The organism is Pseudomonas sp. D1HM (genome assembly GCF_019266105.1).
In the GTDB taxonomy this organism is placed as follows: Bacteria; Pseudomonadota; Gammaproteobacteria; order Pseudomonadales; family Pseudomonadaceae; genus Aquipseudomonas; species Aquipseudomonas taetrolens.
On record NZ_LRMN01000025.1, the window covers coordinates 188831 to 206470 of the forward strand.

At 60.1% G+C, this 17640-nt stretch carries 11 protein-coding genes; 6 read left to right on the top strand and 5 right to left on the bottom strand.

Annotated elements, in window-relative coordinates; all coding sequences use genetic code 11:
- The first annotated feature begins 22 nt into the window (after positions 1 to 22).
- From AWM69_RS21595 to AWM69_RS21610, 4 genes are read left to right on the top strand one after another with little or no spacing between them, the layout of a single operon-like run.
- Entirely contained in the window at positions 23 to 1477 is a 1455-nt protein-coding gene (locus tag AWM69_RS21595; protein WP_218728408.1) for a sugar ABC transporter ATP-binding protein, read from the top strand.
- Positions 1474 to 2478 (top strand): ABC transporter permease, encoded by a 1005-nt coding sequence (locus AWM69_RS21600; RefSeq protein WP_218728409.1) that lies wholly within the window; start codon positions 1474 to 1476, stop codon positions 2476 to 2478. Before AWM69_RS21595 ends, AWM69_RS21600 begins: the two co-directional genes overlap by 4 nt.
- The gene (locus AWM69_RS21605; RefSeq protein ID WP_218728410.1) at positions 2475 to 3437 is read left to right on the top strand and encodes an ABC transporter permease; all 963 of its coding nucleotides are present in this window, start codon (positions 2475 to 2477) and stop codon (positions 3435 to 3437) included. Before AWM69_RS21600 ends, AWM69_RS21605 begins: the two co-directional genes overlap by 4 nt.
- A 14-nt stretch (positions 3438 to 3451) precedes the next feature.
- Positions 3452 to 4363, top strand: a complete 912-nt coding sequence (locus AWM69_RS21610) for an SMP-30/gluconolactonase/LRE family protein (RefSeq protein ID WP_218728411.1) — start codon at positions 3452 to 3454, stop codon at positions 4361 to 4363.
- Positions 4364 to 4395: 32 nt separating this feature from the next.
- Here AWM69_RS21610 and AWM69_RS21615 read toward each other — a convergent pair whose 3' ends face one another.
- Both AWM69_RS21615 and AWM69_RS21620 read right to left on the bottom strand, forming a co-directional pair.
- Complete coding sequence (locus AWM69_RS21615; RefSeq protein ID WP_218728412.1) at positions 4396 to 9663, bottom strand: dermonecrotic toxin domain-containing protein; 5268 nt, start codon at positions 9661 to 9663, stop codon at positions 4396 to 4398.
- 140 nt (positions 9664 to 9803) lie between these two features.
- Positions 9804 to 10241, bottom strand: a complete 438-nt coding sequence (locus AWM69_RS21620) for a YqaA family protein (RefSeq protein WP_218728413.1) — start codon at positions 10239 to 10241, stop codon at positions 9804 to 9806.
- Positions 10242 to 10491: 250 nt separating this feature from the next.
- Between AWM69_RS21620 and AWM69_RS21625 the strand changes: the two genes are divergently transcribed.
- A complete protein-coding gene (locus tag AWM69_RS21625; RefSeq protein ID WP_131654095.1) occupies positions 10492 to 11703 on the top strand; it encodes a M24 family metallopeptidase in 1212 nt (403 codons plus the stop codon).
- A 230-nt stretch (positions 11704 to 11933) separates the two neighbouring features.
- Positions 11934 to 13253, top strand: a complete 1320-nt coding sequence (locus tag AWM69_RS21630; protein ID WP_218728429.1) for an MFS transporter — start codon at positions 11934 to 11936, stop codon at positions 13251 to 13253.
- An 86-nt stretch (positions 13254 to 13339) separates the two neighbouring features.
- Here AWM69_RS21630 and AWM69_RS21635 read toward each other — a convergent pair whose 3' ends face one another.
- The 3 genes from AWM69_RS21635 to mrdA form a co-directional block, all read right to left on the bottom strand.
- A complete protein-coding gene (locus tag AWM69_RS21635) occupies positions 13340 to 14335 on the bottom strand; it encodes a GlxA family transcriptional regulator (RefSeq protein ID WP_131654094.1) in 996 nt (331 codons plus the stop codon).
- A 165-nt stretch (positions 14336 to 14500) separates the two neighbouring features.
- On the bottom strand, positions 14501 to 15481 hold the full coding sequence (tauA, locus tag AWM69_RS21640; RefSeq protein WP_218728414.1) for a taurine ABC transporter substrate-binding protein: 981 nt from the start codon (positions 15479 to 15481) through the stop codon (positions 14501 to 14503).
- A gap of 166 nt (positions 15482 to 15647) precedes the next feature.
- Positions 15648 to 17540: a penicillin-binding protein 2 gene (mrdA, locus tag AWM69_RS21645; protein ID WP_218728416.1), complete on the bottom strand. Its 1893-nt coding sequence runs from the start codon at positions 17538 to 17540 to the stop codon at positions 15648 to 15650.
- Positions 17541 to 17640: the final 100 nt, after the last annotated feature.

Genomic DNA, 17640 nt, shown 5'->3' on the forward strand with positions numbered 1-17640 from the left:
CCGGCCCGTCGAGGAACGCGTAATGACAGAGACTTACGTACCGCTCGTAGACCTCAAAGGGGTCGGCAAGCGTTTTGGCGCCGTGCGCGCATTGAGCGATGTAAACCTGGCGTTCAGGGCCGGTGAGTGCCTGGGCTTGATCGGCCATAACGGCGCGGGCAAGTCGACCCTGATGCATATTCTGGCGGGCACTTTGCGCGCTGATGAAGGCGCCTTGATGATGGCCGCAGCGGATGTCCGCACCGGTTATTCGGTGCAAGTGGCTCGCCAGCACGGGATCCGTTGCGTGTTCCAGGAGCTGTCGCTGTGTCCTAACCTGAGCGTGGCGGAGAATACCCGCTTGATGTGCCCCAAGCTGGGTGGCTTTGGCTGGCGGCGCAAGGCGGGGGCGCTGATTGGGGCGAGCCTGGACACTATTTTTCCGGGGCACGGTATCAGCCCTGGTGACGTGATTGCCGACCTGCCGATTGGTCAGCGGCAGATGGTGGAAATCGCCCGGGCCTTTACCTGTGTCGATGAACACCTGGCGCTGGTGATTCTCGACGAACCGACCTCGTCGCTGGATGCGCGGGTTGCCGAACAACTGTTGCGACACGTACGGCGTTACGTCGAAAGTGGCGGCTGCGTGGTGCTGATCAGTCACATCCTTGGCGAGATGCTCGCAACCTGCGACCGGATCGCGGTGATGAGTGACGGCTGTGTGGTCGACGTGCGTGCCGCGAGTGCGTTTACCCATGCCTCGCTGGTCGAATCCATGGGCACCGTGGCGAGGCCCCACGACCCTGCGCATATCTTTACCTCAAAACGCGGCGCACAGACGCCGGTGGTGGATCAACGACCTGCCCGGCAACAAAACAGCGTTACCGTCGCGGCGTATCCGGGGGAGATTGTCGGATTGGCCGGGCTCGCCGGGCAGGGGCAAAGCCAGTTGCTGGTGCAACTGTTGCGCGAGCGCATCGCCCGGGGCAAGCGTGTGGCCCTGGTCGCCGGAGACCGGCAGACCGACGGGGTTTTCAACCTGTGGTCCATCGCCGAGAACATCACCATCAGTTCATTGGCGGCCCTAAGGCGCGGCGCCCTGATCGACCCGCAGGCGGAGCAGGCGATGGCCGCCAAATGGCAGCAGCGCATGGGGATTCGCACACCGGACATGAACAACCCGATCCTGTCGCTTTCCGGCGGCAACCAGCAAAAAGCCCTGTTTGCCCGCGCACTGGCCTGTGACAGTGACCTGATTCTGATGGACGATCCGATGCGCGGGGTGGATGTAGGAACCAAGCGCGAGGTCTACGCGATCATCAAGGAAGAGGCCGCTCGCGGGCGGACGTTCATCTGGTACACCACTGAGCTTGAAGAGCTGGATCACTGCGATCACATCTACGTGTTCCGCAACGGGCAGGCCGTAGCCGACATGCCGCGGGACGAACTGAGCGAAGCGCAAGTGCTGCGCAGCTCCTTTCAGGAGGAGGTGGCATGAACGCGCCTCAACCCATGACCTTGAAAAAAATATCTGCTACGGGTTTTGCGCCTGCAGGTACAGGCACGTTCAATCGTGCACGTTTGCTGCGCAGCGCTTTGCCGGCCCTGTCGCTGATCGTGCTGCTGGCCACGATCTTCATCATGCAGCCACGGGCCATGAGCTATATGGGCATGAACCTGATGCTCAACCTGGCGGTACCGATTGCGTTGGCCACCATTGCCCAGATGCTGATCATCACCGTGAATGATCTGGACCTGTCCCTGGGCAGCTTTATCAGTTTTGTCGCCTGCGTGGCCGCCACGTTGCTCAACGATCATCCGCTGTTGGGGTGTCTGGCCTTGCTCGGGTGCATTGGCGTTTATGCGCTGCTGGGGGCGCTGATCCATGTCCGCCAGTTGCCGGCGATCGTGGTGACGCTGGGCATGTCGTTTATCTGGATCGGTGGCGCAGTGTTGTTGCTGCCAGCTCCCGGCGGCAGCGCACCGCAATGGTTGCAGGCGCTGGTCAAGATCAAGACGCCCCTGTTGCCGTTTGCCATTGTGGTCTGCGTGGTCCTGGCGGTGGCGGTGCATCTGTTTTTGATGCGTTCGCGGCTGGGCGTGGTGTTGCGCGGTGCCGGGGGCAATCCGCTGGCGATTGCCAAGGCCGGTTGGTCGTTGCTGAAAATCAAGGTCACGCTGTATGCGCTGGCCGGCAGTTTCGGCGTGCTTTCGGGGCTGTTCCTGGTGGGCCTGACGACCTCGGCGGACGCCAATATGGCTTTGCGCTACACCTTGCTATCGATTGCTGGCGTGATCTTGGGTGGCGGTGAATTCACCGGCGGGCGGGTATCGCCCATCGGTGCAGTGCTGGGGGCTTTGACCCTGGTGCTGGCGGGTTCACTGCTGTCGTTTATCCGCATTTCCCCCGATTGGCAGATCGGTGCCCAGGGCGCGATTCTGATCCTGGTGCTGGCCCTGCGCACTGCCGTCAACCGTCTTGAGGTCCGCCCTGCATGAACCTTTCCACGCATGTCTCGACTCTGCGCAGCAAACCCTGGCTGTGGTCGTTTTTGGCCGCGTTACTGGTGTGGCTCGCCACCCTGGCGTTCACGCGGGGCGAGGGCGCTGGCGCCCTGACTTCAGGCGCGCTGTCGTTCTCGGCTTTTTTTGTAATCGTCGGCGTGGGGCAGATGTTCGTCATCACCACCGGGCCCGGCAACATCGACCTGTCGATCCCGGCCAATATCGCCTTGAGCGGTGCGGTGGGGATGAAGTTGATGGACGGGCAGGACGGCCTGATCGCGCTGGGTGTCGCCGGGGTGCTGGGCCTGGGCGTTCTGATCGGTTGCGCCAACTACGCGTTGATCCGGGTGCTGCGGATCCCGCCGATCATCGCCACGTTGTCGGCCAGTTTTCTGCTGCAGTCGATGGCGATTGCCTATGGCCGCAGCGTGCGCATTGCCCCGCCGGAGTGGTTCTACCAGTTCTCCACCGGGCATATCGCAGGCATTCCTTATCTGGCTCTGGCCGTTGGCTTGCTCACGGTGGTGGCCGGCTACGTGTTGAGCCGCACGCTTTATGGGCGCTGGACCCTGGCGCTGGGGCAGAACATGCGTGCTGCCGAGCTGGCCGGGGTGCGGGTGGAGCGGGTGCGATGCGCCACCTACGTCTTGAGTGCGGTGTTCGCCAGCGTCTGCGGGGTGTTGCTCGCCGGGTTTTCCGGTGGTGCCTCCCTCAGCATGGGCGATGAGTACCTGCTGGCTTCCATCGCTGTGGTGGTGATTGGCGGCACCTCGGTGGCCGGCGGGTTTTCCAACGTCCCCGGGCTGTGGGGGGCGGCACTGTTTCTGTATTTGCTGGTGAGCATGCTCAACACCTTTGGCGCGAGCGCCGGTGTGCGGCTGATTCTGACCGGTGTGATTATTATCGCGGTGATCGCCGCTGTCAGCGGGCGCAAGACATTGCGCAGTCTTTGAGCAAGGACCCTTCCATGAGTGACGACATTTACCAATTTTTCGACAAGCGCTTTCGCAGCCTGACCCTGCCCAACACCCAGCTGGAGCGGCTTTACGATCAATGCCGGTGGGCTGAGGGGCCGGTGTGGTTCAACGACGGCGGCTACCTGCTGTGGAGCGACATCCCCAACCAGCGCATCCTGCGCTGGACCCCGGAGCAGGGCGTGTCGGTGTTTCGCCCGGCGTCGAACTTTGCCAATGGCAATACCCGGGACCTGCAAGGGCGGCTGGTGACCTGTGAGCACGGCACGCGCAGCGTCACCCGGACCGAACCCGACGGCAGCATCACCGTGCTGGCCGACCGGTTCGAAGGCAAACGGCTCAACTCCCCCAACGATGTGGTCGTTCACCGGGATGGCGGCATCTGGTTCACCGACCCGACCTACGGCATTCTCAGTGATTACGAAGGCTACCAGGCCGAGCCGGAGCAGAGCGGGCGCAATGTGTTTCGCATTGACCCTCACACCGGTGAACTCGCCTGTATGGCCGATGACTTTGAGCAGCCCAATGGCCTGGCCTTCTCCCCGGATGGCCAGACCCTCTACGTGGCCGACTCTGCGCGCTCCCATGACCCGGAGGCCGCGCACCATATTCGCGCCCTTCAGGTGATCGATAACTGCCGACTGGGGGCGTCGACGATCCTGGCCCAGATAGAGCCCGGCATCCCCGATGGCTTGCGAGTCGATGTTCAGGGCAATATCTGGACCAGCGCTGGCGACGGTATTCAGTGCTTCGATTCCAGCGGTGTGCTGCTGGGCAAAATCCGCCTGCCCGAAAAGGTGGCCAATCTTACGTTTGGCGGGCCACGGCGCAACCGGCTGTTCATCACGGCCAATACGTCGCTGTACATGATTCACGTGGCTGTGGCGGGTGCGCAGCTGCCTTGAGACAGCGGCGGCAAGGTGCTGGCCGCACGTCTTCAAGGCTGGTTGAAGCCAAGCAGTATTTCCGGGATTGCCGCTGGCACCAAGGGCGTGGCCGGCACCACCTCCAGCGTTCGGTTGAGAATGGCAACCACCAGTGTCAACGAGTCGGCATTGTTCAAAATGATTTTTAACCGGGTACTGTCGTTATTGGTGAAGAGGTACCTGGCTGCGCTCAACGTACGGGATTCAGCCAGGCGGATGATGCCGGCTACCGTGGACGGTTCAGGATCGATCCACAAATCACTGGCGTGATCCCAGAGCTTGAACAGGTTTTGCAAGGGCGTCAGTGTGCTCAAGCCCCGGGTCTGGCCGCTGTACAGCACTTCATAAACGTTGCGCCCTTGCTCGGTGTTGGTGTCTATCAGGTCATACAGCGGGAGGATGGCATCCACGTAGGCAATGTTGAGGGTGTTGAGGCTGATGTGCGTTTGTTCGTGGATCAAGGTCAGGATTTGCGCGTTGGCCAGCACCTCGAAAGGTTCACGGGTGCACTGCGCGAGTTTGTCCAATGGCGGTTTGAAGTACAGCTCGGTGAGGTAAATACGCATCGGTTTTTCATTGGGATGGACAAATCCATACGAGTTTTCATGTGCCCCCCGGAGCGTGCCCACCACGTAACGGTCCGAGTCTAGCGGTGACATGGCTTCACTCAGCATGTCCGTACGCAGCGTCGCGATTGAAGTCAGCAAGCGTTGACGCAGAGCCTCGGTGATATTGTTTTCGCCGAAAATGCTTTTTAAAAACTCACGGTTACGCGGGTGGGCAAAGACGTCCGGCTGTGATTGGCGCAAGCTGATCTGGCTCTTTGCCAGATAATGCAGGGCCCGTTCATGGGCATTGCGGATGATCGCGGCCTTGTGGGGGTACAGACGGTTGATTTTTTTCATCCCGATGGCTTCGACGTTGAAGGCAATCTGGATCAACGCTTGGGCCTCGGCCTGGTCAATGATTTTGCCCAGCGCCGCACCACCGCCCAGCAGGTAGCCTTTGAGATCCAGCTGCCATTGCTGCTGCTCATCCCTGAGCAGAAACGGCCCCCTCTCGTACACGCCCACGATGCGCCAGCGCAGGCCCACTTGTTCGACCTGGAAGATTTTGCCGGTGACCGGGACGTAGTGTTTTTGTGTCAGAGGGTCGGTGTACAACCCGGTCGAGGCATCATGGTTAAGGCTGCTCAATTCCAGGTGCTTGATCTCGTAGCTGCGAAGCCGATGCTCCTGGGAGGGCGTCAGCTGTATCCGGTTGTGCCACACACTAAGCGTCTCGGGCGACGCTTCTTCGTGCAGGGTCGTGCCGGAGCCGGCCTGGGTGAGCGCGGCGGGAACCGGTGCTGCAGGAGTGGCGGGCACCACGGTCGATATTTTGGCCAGCGCCAGTTGCAGGAGGATTTGCGCGCACTCGCTCATTGAGTGTTTCCACTCGCCTTGCCAGGCCAGTTTGGCAGCCTTGAGCAATTGTGGAAGGAGTTGCCAGGCGATTAACGGCAAACGTTGTTTGCCGAGCAACAAGAACGTGCCCAGCCGCTCTGCGGCGCCGAACATGGATTTGGCGATATGCCAGGCGGTTTGGCCAAAGGAACTGTGCTGTTGGCCAAGCAGGTTCAGCACCACATGGCAGGTGTCGTGATAGAGCTTTTTCAGCACATTACCGGTGTAGAGCGGCCCGCCCATGGAAGAGCCGAGCTGCGCATTCAAAAAATGCCCGACCGAATACAGCGTTCGCACAGGACCTGGCAAGCGTTCAAGAACCAGCGATTGCAGGCTGTTTGAATGGCGCAGCGTGCTGAGAAAAGCTTCACCGTGGGCGTATTCATTGAGGTGAAACACGTCATTGAACAGTGTCAGTAATACCCAGGGGCCCTGGTGCGCGTGTTCGCGCTGTATCCAGTGCAGGCCTTCCAGCCTGGTCGGTGTTGCGTTTGGCATGTGCCGCAGGTGAACTTCACGCAGCACCGCCTTGTGCCCGTTGACCGGCGTGCGCGCCAGGTGATCGGGCATTTCCATCAATTGCTCGACCAGGTTCAACGCGGTCGAGGACAGTTGGCCTTGCAAGTGAAGGGACATGGCCTGGGCGAGAAGCTGCCATGGCGCGTGCTGGCTGAACATTCGGCAGCGTTCCTCGTCGCCGGCCCGATGGGGCTCAAAACGGGGACGCATGATGGTCTGGAAATTACGGCCGATGTCGAGCCGCCTGTGGAGTTGTTTCAGGTAGTCGATGGTCATCCAGTCAGGCACAGCCCCTGCGTCGGTTGACGCCAGTGTTAGCTGATGATCATCCAGATGGCTGCCATGGCTCAGCATCAGTTCGATCAGCGAGTGCTGTTGCGCGACGGGCAGGGTGCCGGGCGGCTCGTGCAGAGGGTGTGCGACAACGCTGTAATGCCCAAGATCCAGACCATGCCCGGGATGGTCGGCTTCTATCTGGGCGACCAGCCGCACATGGGTGAAAGCCTCCAGGTCGGGCAGGTTGCCATTGAGAAAGTCGAGATTCTGCGGGGTCTGCTGGTGATGCTGTTCCACCCACCCGGCAAGCGTCAGCAGGTGCTGCTCGGGTGCCGTCGCCAGCCAATGGGGCGCAGAAAGCAGAAGCTGTGCGTTGCGTGCGAGGTTCAGCGTGTGCTCCAGAAGCAGGTTGAAACGCTGGTGGGTCTGACTGTACTTGATCCAGTCCTGGGTTTGATGAGCGGGTAAAGGTTGGGCGACAGCATGGTGAATTTCTCGGGTCAACGAGGCGATCTGGGCGTGGTTGAAGGTCTCGATGAAATTCGCCTCGATCAACCGTAGTTGTATGCGGGGCGGGATGTCCGAACCGCCTGAGTCGTGTTGCCACGGTGTCAGGCGGTCGGGGTAACTTTGCAGGCCCTGGAACATTTCATGCAGGTGCGGTGTTGCCAGCCGGCTGTTCAGGCCATTGAGCGCCAGGCTCAGGCTGTCGGCGAATTCCAGGCCTGCCACCGGGGTCCAGAACAGGACACAGCCGGAGTGTCTGGGGTCCAGCCCTCCGTGCTCGGTAATCAGGAAGGCATGCTGCAGATCGAGCGGTAGCGGCTTGCCGGGCAGCACCACGGACATGCCGAAAACTTGCGGAATAAAGCCGTTCAAGCCTTTGCGAAGCGCTTGTACAGGGTTATCGAGGACCCGCAGCAAGACGTCTTGCTTGCGCAGTATTTCAGGGTGGCTGCGTGCCTTGATGATCAGTTCATTGCGCAAGGCTGCCTGCTGCGTGTTGCTGAGGAAGGGCATCAGGCGGGTGTAGAAGTCACGGTGCTGATGAAAGAAACGCGTCGAGAATCCGTTGAGGGTGAAGTTGATCAACGTATTGAGGGCTCGCCAGCCGAGTTCGGGAATCATCTGGCTGATGCCCTCGACGCGACGGGTGTAGGCGCCCCAGTGCTCAGGCGCTGACAGGGGCGCGGCAAAGCCGTTGAACCGTTCGATGAAGTGATCCACCAGGTCTTGTGACAGCAATGGCGGGCGCGACTCGTTGCTCGAGGGGGGTGAGCTGTAGTGGTTCAGGACAATCTCGCCCGCGTTCAATGAAGTTAACCGGGCGTCCCGCAAGGCATCATTCAAGGCCGATTGAGCCACGGCGTACAGCGCGGGGCAGGTGTGCATTTCGTGCTGGCAGGAATGGCGCAGCCCTTCGAGCAACGGTATTTGCTGCTCCAGTGCTTCTTCTGGCGAAAGCGGCGTCGGCATGTCAGGCCGGGGTGGGGGCGCTTGCAGGGACTGCAGGTTCAGATGAGTGCTCCAGCGCCCTTGAGTATCGAAGGCTAACAGCGCGGGGTCGATCAGGCGGCGCACATCCAGCACCGAGTCGATCACGGCCGCCAGGTCGAAAGCCTGCGCCAGCGTGCGGTACAGGCTCATGACGTGGTTCAGGTTATGTGCCTGCTTGTCGGCGATGCTCTGCATGACGCTGAGCATCATCGGCCCCGGAACGGGAATGCTGAGGATGCCTGGAGAATGGTAAGCGACCACGATCTGGCGTTCCTTGAGGGCCAAAGCGTTGATCAGCGGCTCCGGAACGGACGCCGTGTTCAGCGGGCTCAGCAAGTGACTGTGCAGGCTCGCAGCGGAACCGAACGCCCTGATACTGGCGCAGGGCTGATACAGAAAGAAGGGGCTGCCGGGGCGCCGGGGGTTGCTGAGCATCAAATACCCGGACAGTTCCATGAACGGCTTGTGCTCGCTGCTTAGCCGCAGTGCCTCCGCTTGCAATGACAGGCCTTCATTGAGGGGTTTGAGCCACTGATAGTCCTGCGGGGAGATCCTGGCGGATGCCAGCCCTTTGAGCAGTCCTGCCTGGTAGCCGTCCTTGAGTATCCGGGCAAAAACGTCCATTCGGGTCAGGCCCGGCTCCAGCACCGTGCTCCAGTAACGTTCCAGCTGCGCCTGCAAGCGGTTGGGCAGGTTTGTGCCCAGCGTCGAGATAATGTCCAGCCATTGCTGATTTTCCATGGAGCTGGCGTGATAGGGCGTCTCGCCAGTGCCGTGATCGCTTACCTGATAGGTCTGCCCGGCAGGCCAGTGCTGATGCCGAAAGTAGCTCAGCACGGCCTCTTCCAGGGTCTGCGAGGCGACCTGCCGGTTGCGGGTCACAGTCTGCCCCGCACTGTCTACGGTGGTCTCGGCGCGGTAAGTGATGAGGCGGGTCGTGGACCTGTTCCAGCCCAGGGCCAGAGACGTCAGCTCGACCTGGAGTACCTGATCGAGCAGGACGGGCAAGGAGGGCAGCTTCAGCAGCTCGGCCTGCAGAACCTGCAGGTTGCGGCGCTGGTTGGCCTCGACCGTGGCCGCAACCTCCATAAACACATCACCCTCAATGGTTGCGTATGAAATCTGCGGGGCGTCCCACTCCGAAACAGCCTTGCGCTGTGTACGATCCACCAGCGCCATCAGTTCGTCGCGCAGCACCGGTGCGTCAAGGCGCTCAGTCAGGCGCTGCTCAAGGCCGGCCCGGTTTGTAAAGGATTCAAGCCCAAACTCGGGGGTGTACAGCACCGTGTAAGGCTGCAACAGGGCCGTCATGAGAAACGCCCCCGCCAGCTCAATGGCCGGCTGGCCGGAAAAGTTCAGGATTATCTTTTCAACCTGCATCGGCCGCTGCTGATTCAAGCGCTCCAGGGCGGTGGAGATGCGCACCGTGTGGAGCCATGTTCGCAGGTCGTCATCGAAGCCACGTGCCAGTTCACGGGCACTGGAGTGGGGGCGGGCTTCAAATGCTTCTGCAAAGTAATAAGGTAGGTCGTTGTCATTCATTGCGTGTTCCCTGGCTGCCGTGCCCTGGTCAAGGCAGCCAGGACATCGTGGATAAAGCGCACACACTAGGTGGCTTATCGGCAGGCAAGGTGGTGCATATAGTCATACCGGGTGCAGGTGCAATCTTGTAGGGCGCAGGCCTATGCCCAGCCCAGCGTGACCGCGGCCAGCAGCAGATAGCGCATGCCTTTTGCCAGGGTCACGATCAGCAAGAAACGCCACAGCGGCTCACGCATGACACCGGCGATGACGGTCAGCGGGTCACCAATGATGGGTACCCAGCTCAACAGCAGTGACCAGCGCCCGTAGCGCAGATAGAAGCGCTGGGCTTTTTCGAGTTTGTCTGCACTGACCGGAAACCAGCGTTTGTGCCGGAATCGTTCAAGCGAACGCCCCAACAACCAGTTGAGGGCCGAGCCCAGCACATTGCCCAGGGTCGCCACCGTCAGCAGGGTGGCCGCGACGTAACGGTCGGATAGCAGCATTGCCACCAGCACCGCTTCAGACTGCATCGGCAGTATCGAGGCGGCACCGAATGCTGCGAGAAACAGACCTAAGTAGCTGGAGAGTTCAAACACTCAAAGGATGCCTTGTAGACGGTTGGAAGGGGCGGCGGGGGACGCGGTAAAAATGGCCGGTGCAGTGTACAGACAATTCAGAACGACCCATCTCTGCCTGAGGCGCCTGAGCGAAGTGCCTGCACAGCGGATCTGATCAATTACAGGTCGGATTCGCGCAAAAAAGTCAGCCTTGTATCTGTTCGAATGATCCTCAACGACCCGCCCGCTGGCGGCCTCTCAAGCGCGATCACAGACAAGGGTAAATGACATGCAAATGCCGAAAACCATCCAGATCAAGAACGGTGAAAAGGTCACTCCAACGTTCTCGGCCCAGGAGTACGCCAATCGCCAGGCCAGGCTGCGGGCTTATATGGCGCAGAACAATATCGACGCGGCGGTGTTTACCTCGTACCACAACATCAACTACTACAGCGATTTCCTGTATTGCTCCTTTGGCCGCAATTACGCGCTGGTCGTGACCCAGGACAAGGCCGTGACCATCAGCGCCAACATTGACGGTGGCCAACCTTGGCGCCGGACGGTGGGCACCGAAAACATTGTGTACACCGACTGGCAGCGGGATAACTTTTTTGTAGCGATTCAACAGGCGCTGCCTGCTGCCGGACGTATCGGTATCGAGCATGACCACCTCAACCTGCTCAATCGCGACAAACTGGCCAGCCGCTATCCGCAGGCCGAACTGGTGGACATCGCCGCCCCGTGCATGCGCATGCGCATGATCAAGTCGGCTGAAGAACACGCCATCATTCGTCACGGCGCACGTATTGCCGACATTGGCGGTGCGGCGATCATCGAAGCCCTGCGCGATCAGGTACCCGAATATGAAGTCGCGCTGCATGCGACCCAGGCGATGGTGCGTGAAATTGCCCGCACTTTCCCGGACGCCGAGCTGATGGATACCTGGACCTGGTTTCAATCGGGGCTCAATACCGACGGCGCACACAACCCGGTGACCAGCCGCAAGGTGAACAAGGGCGATATTCTGAGTCTCAACTGCTTCCCGATGATTGCCGGTTACTACACCGCGCTGGAACGTACGCTGTTTCTGGACCATTGCTCCGACGAGCATCTGCGGCTCTGGGAAGTCAACGTCAAGGTGCATGAAGCCGGACTCAAACTGATCAAGCCAGGCATGCGCTGCTCGGATATTGCACTGCAACTCAACGAGATCTTCCTGGAGCACGACCTGCTGCAATACCGCACGTTTGGCTATGGTCACTCGTTCGGTACCCTGAGCCATTACTATGGCCGCGAAGCCGGGCTCGAATTGCGCGAAGACATCGACACGGTGCTGGAGCCCGGCATGGTGGTTTCCATCGAGCCAATGATCATGATTCCCGAAGGACGGCCGGGAGCGGGCGGTTACCGTGAGCACGATATTCTGATCGTCAACGAACAGGGCGGCGAGAACATCACTAAATTCCCGTATGGCCCGCAGCACAACATTATCAAGCAGTAATATCAGCGCCGCACAGTCTCCCTGTGCGGCGTTTTCAGTTGAGCTGATCGCTCCAGACACCCACACATGCGTGCGCAGATACGCGGTGTGTTCTGACCCATTACCCCTGCCAAAAAGAACAGAATGAGGGTATTAGTCATGCCTAACGTCTCAACGTCGGTCCCTGTGGTTCAACCCCGCACCTCACACACTGGAGGTGCTCGATGAGCGTCCCAAGCGCAAATCTCGCCATGCCCCTGAGTACAGAACAGCTCCACGAGCGTATCAGTGAACGCAAGGCGTTACGCCGTGCGGCCACCGCCAGTTTCATGGGCAACTTTGTCGAGTGGTTCGACTACGCTGCCTATGGGTACCTGGCCACAGTCATCGCCCTGACGTTCTTCCCGCAGACCGATGCCGCCAGCGGGTTGCTGGCGACGTTCGCGGTGTTTGCCCTGTCGTTTATCGTGCGCCCGATCGGTGGGTTGGTCTGGGGCCATTTTGGTGACAAGTACGGACGTCGCAGCGCTTTGTCGTGGTCGATCCTGATCATGACGGTTTCAACGTTTTGCATCGGTATTCTGCCCGGCTACAACCACATCGGCCTGTGGGCGCCGGCGTTGCTGCTGTTGATCCGGCTGGTGCAGGGTTTTTCCGCTTCGGGCGAATACGCCGGGGCTTCGGCGTTTCTCGCCGAATACGCTCCCGAAGGAAAGCGGGGCTTCTACACCAGCATCGTGCCGGCCAGTACCGCTGCAGGCCTGTTGTTTGGCGCGTTGTTTGTGGCGGCCATGCATGCCTTCATGACGATAGAAGACCTGCATGACTGGGGCTGGCGCTTGCCGTTCCTGTTGGCGGCACCTTTTGGCCTGGTGGGGCGTTATATCCGCGTCAGCCTGCAGGACTCGCCCAAGTTTCTGGAGATGGAGCAGCGCCTGGAAGCCAAGGAATGTGCGACCCATGCACCCGTTCGTGAGCTGCTCACCGTGCACCGGCGTGCGGTAATGATCGGGATTGGCGTCACTTGCCTGAATGCCGTAGCGTTTTACCTGCTGCTCAGCTACATGCCGACCTACCTGTCCACTGAAATGGGCCTGAGTGAGCGTGATTCATTCATTGCCTCAACGGTGTCGCTGGCGACCTACATCGGCCTGATCTTCCTGATGGGCAAGCTGTCGGACCGTTTCGGGCGCAAGACCATGCTGGTCACAGCCTCGGTGCTGTTTCTGGCGTTGACCTTTCCGTTGTTCGGCATGCTCGGCAATACCTCGCTGGCCGTCATTCTGATGATCCAGATTGCTTTTGGGGCGATCCTGGCGATGAACGACGGCACCTTGCCGTGCTTCCTCGCCGAGATTTTCCCGACCCGGGTGCGTTTCAGCGGCTTTGCCTTTAGCTTCAATATCGCCAATGCGCTGTTCGGCGGGACGGCACCGTTTATTGCGACGTGGCTGATTCAAATGACCGGCAACAAAATGGCCCCGGCCTGGTATTTGCTCGCGGCCGCCGCCGTCGCGCTGGTTGCCATGCTGGCCAGTCGCGAGACCGCGCACAAAGCCTTGCAGGACTGACGCATTGCAGGCCTGAAAAGGAAACGGCGAAGGCGCAGTGATACGCCTTCGCCGTTTTTGCTCTACGGATGGGCGCCCGCCGCCACTCAGTGCAAGGCCATCTGTTTGCGCTGACCGATGGGCGACACGCCGAACAGGCGGCTGTAGCACTTGGAGAAGTGCGCCGCCGAGACAAAGCCGCAGGCGAGGGCGATATCGCGCACCTGCGATTCGCTGCGCAGCAACAGATTACGTGCCCTGGCCAGGCGCAACTCCAGGTAATACTGGCTGGGGGTGCGTTGCAAATGCTTGTGGAACAAGCGTTCAAGTTGACGCACTGACACTTCGTTCAAGCGTGCCAGTTCTTCGAGGCTCACCGGCTCTTCGAGATTGGCTTCCATGATGGCCACCACCTGGCTGAGTTTGGGCTGCGAAGTGCCCAGTTTTTGTCGCAGAGGGACCCGCTGTTGTTCTTGCGCCCCGCGTGCGCGGTCGCACAGCAGCAGTTCGGCGGCATGGGCGGCAATCTCACGACCACCGGGCTCCCGTGCAATCAGTTGCAGGGTCATGTCCATGGATGCTACGCCGCCCGAGCAGGTGTAGCGATCCCGGTCCAGTTCGAAGAGCTGGTTGGAAATGATGATCCCCGGAAAGTGATCCTTCAGGCTTTCGATATCTTCCCAGTGAATAGTGCAGCGATAGCCTTTGAGCAACCCCGCGCGCGCCAGCCAGTAGCTGCCGGTGCAGATCCCGCCCAGCGCGACCTGTTCGTGTGCCAGTTTGCGCAGCCAGTTGAGAACCGGGCGGCTGCTGAGGTGAGAGACGATCGGGTTTGAACCGACCACCAGCAAGATGTCCAGTTTTGGTGCATTGCCCACCACATAGTCGGGCAGTATGCGCATGCCATTGCTGGCGGTTACCGGGTCCAGACTGGGGGCGATGATCACCGTGCGAAACATCTCGCGGCGCGCCGCCATGTTGGCCATGCGCAGGGTTTCAATGGCCGAGGCAAAACCGATGGTCGTGAAGTTTGGTATCACCAGAAAACCCACGGTCTTTACCGAGTGCGGGGTGTGCGGTGACCCTGTAACAGGCGTTGCCATCCTTACGCTCCTTTTTTTGATCCGGGACGCGTCTAGCGTCGGGGTTCACACAGGGCACGGGATCCATTGCGCCGTGAGTGAGCGTTCAAGGAATGTCGTGCCCTGTATTTTTGAGCGTAAAGAAGCATTTGTTATGCCAGTGAACGCTCTGGCCGGGAACGTTCTTTATCGTGGCAAAAACCGGTCGCTGACATACGCAGAATAGTCAGGCAGTACGCTTTCGATTTTGCCCTGATCCTTCAGGAACAGCGCGGTTCGGGCAATGTCCCTGGCCGTACCGCCGCCTAGCAGCTGAGGGCTTTTTTGCTCATCGGCCGAAGGGAAGTGCGCCCCCTGCAACAACTCGGGAATGTCGGCAGCATTGGCCCCGGTGAGCGAGGCGATTTTCTGCACCTGGGGCGAGTCGGCCGTCCAGTCAGCCCGATGCGCCTGGTAATCGGCGATGGCCTCAAGGCTGACCCTGGCGAACTGCGCGACCACTTCGGGGTGTTTGTCGGCAAAATCCTTGCGTGCGACCCACACTTCAAAGGTCGGTGCGCCCCATTCACTGACTTGACCGGCATCGGTGAGTATCTTGCCGGTCTTGCGGATTTCCCCCAGCGCGGGCGACCAGGTGAAGGCGCCGTCAATGTCGCCGCGCTTCCAGGCCGCGGTGATTTGCGCAGGACTGAGGTTCACCACTTTTACCTGTTGCGGCGACAGGTTCCAGTGTTTCAGTGCGCCCAGCAGGCTGTAGTGCGAGGTGGACACGAACGGTGTGGCCAGCGTCTTGCCGATCAAGTCCTGTGGTGAGGCAATACCGCTGCCATCACGTACCACCAGGGCCTCTGAACCTTTGATTTGTGCGGTGACGATAAAGGTCACCAGCGGCACCTTTCGCGAGGCGGCAGCTGCCAGCGGGCTCGATCCCAGATTGCCGATCTGTACATCCCCCGATGCCAGTGCCGCGACTACGGCGGGGCCTGAGTCGAAACGGCGCCAGTCGATTTTCTGGCCAATGGCTTTGTCGTAAGTGCCTTCGGCCTGGGCCAGTTTGGTCGGGTCGATGCCGGTGATGTAGCCAATCGTTACCTCAGCCGCTTGTGTGCCGGGGCTAAGTCCCGCGAGTGAGACGCAAAGGGCAATCAACAGTGTGCGCACGGACATGGGCTGGACCTTGTTCTGATGAGGAAACGAGAAAATGCAAGGGAGGTCCGGCGGTCCGGTGAGGGGAATCTAAGTGCTTTAAATGAAAGGGGAAAATACCGTTTTGGAACTAGCTTAGAGCCTGACCCTCTCCAGGCAGAGGGTCAGGTTCAAAGGCGTTCAGGGTTTAGACGTGGGGGGCGTCGTGCTTGAGCTGCGGGCTGGCGTATTGCGGTTTAAGGGCGCCTTGATTGTCCAGCAACCAGGCGTCCATCACTTTGCGCACCACAGGTCCGGCCACCCGGCCGCCGGCTTCGCCGTTTTCGATCATCACCGAAATCACGATTTGCGGATCTTCGGCCGGGGCAAACCCGACAAACAAGGCGTTATCGCGATTGCGCTCTGCGGTTTTCAGGCGGTTATAGCGTTCGCCTTGTTTGATGGCGACCACTTGCGCGGTGCCGCTTTTCCCGGCGATGCGGTATTGCGCACCCTGGGCAGACGCCCGGGCAATACCCCGCGGATCATGCATGACCAGTTGCATGGCATGGTTGACCTGCTCCCATTCCCGGGGGTCATGCAGCACGATATTGGCTATCGGGTGCTCATCCACCGGTGGCGCGCCGTCAATGGTGCGGGCCAGATGCGGGCGGTTCCACACCCCCTTGTTGGCGATCAGCGCGGTGGCCTGGGCCAGTTGCAGCGGAGTGACCTGCATATAACCCTGGCCAATCCCCAGAATCACCGTTTCGCCGGGGAACCAGGTCTGTCGACGGGTAATGCGCTTCCATTCGCGCGATGGCATCAGGCCGGGCGACTCCTCGAACATGTCCAGCGAGACTTTTTGCCCCAGCCCGAACTCCGCCATGTAGTCATGCATGCGGTCAATGCCCAGCTTGGACGCCAGGTCGTAGAAGTAGGTGTCGTTGGAGCGCATGATCGCGGCGTTCAAGTCGACCCAGCCATCACCACTGTGGTTCCAGTTGCGGTACTTGTGTTCGACGTTGGGCAACTGGAAATAACCGGGGTCAAACACCCGGGTCGAAGCGGATATCACCCCGCTGTCGAGTCCGGCAATGGCCACTTCGGGTTTGATGGTGGAGCCCGGGGCATACAGCCCGCGCAGTGCCCGGTTGAACAACGGTTTGTCGATGGAGTCGCGCAGTCCCGAGTAGTCCCGGGTACTGATGCCGGTCACGAATAGGTTGGGGTCAAAGCTGGGCTTACTGACCATCGCCAGCACTTCGCCGGTTTTCGGGTCGAGGGCGATGATCGAGCCGCGCCGATCCCCGAGGGCAGCTTCAGCGGCTTCCTGCAATTTAATGTCGAGGCTCAGCACAATGTTTTTACCGGCCACCGCATCGGTGTGCCGCAGCACGCGCATTACCCGACCCTGGGCATTGGTCTCGACCTCTTCAAAGCCGACCTTGCCATGCAGTTCGTGTTCGTAAAAACGTTCAATCCCGGTTTTGCCGATGGACTGCGTCCCCCGGTATTGCGTGCTGTCGAGCTGTTTGGCCTCTTTTTCATTGATCCGGCCGACATAGCCCACCGAATGTGCGAAGTGGTCGCCCTGAGGGTAATGGCGGACGAACTGCGCCTCGACATCGATGCCCGGCAGGCGGAACTGATTGACCGCCAGCAGGGCGATTTGCTCCTCGCTCAGGTCATAGAGCAAGGTCGAGGGATCGAAGGGATGGCGTGCCTGTTTCATGGCCTTGGCGAACAAGGCATGGTCTTCGTCTGGCAAGTGCAGGATGCCGAACAGCGTGTCCAGCACCTTGGCAGTATCGGCGGCGCGCTCGCGGGTAATGGTCATGTTGAAGCTGGGCTGGTTATCGGCCAGCAGTACGCCGTTGCGGTCGTAGATAAAGCCGCGCTCAGGTGGAATCGGCAATACGTGTACGCGATTGTTTTCGGACACGGTCGAGTTGTAAGCAAACTCAGTCACTTGCAAAAAGTACATCCGGCCAATCAGGGCGCAACTGATTGCCAGCACCAGCGCTGCGCACGCAATCAGTCTTTTGTTGACCAGCCGCTTTTCGGATTCGTGGTCTTTGAGATGGATCGGCTCGGGCATATCGGGGGCTCGTATCGGTAAACAGAAGTGCAGTCGCCCGGGCAATGACCTGGGGGCGACGAAAGTCGGCGCACACCTTACCAATAAGCTTGGGGCGGAG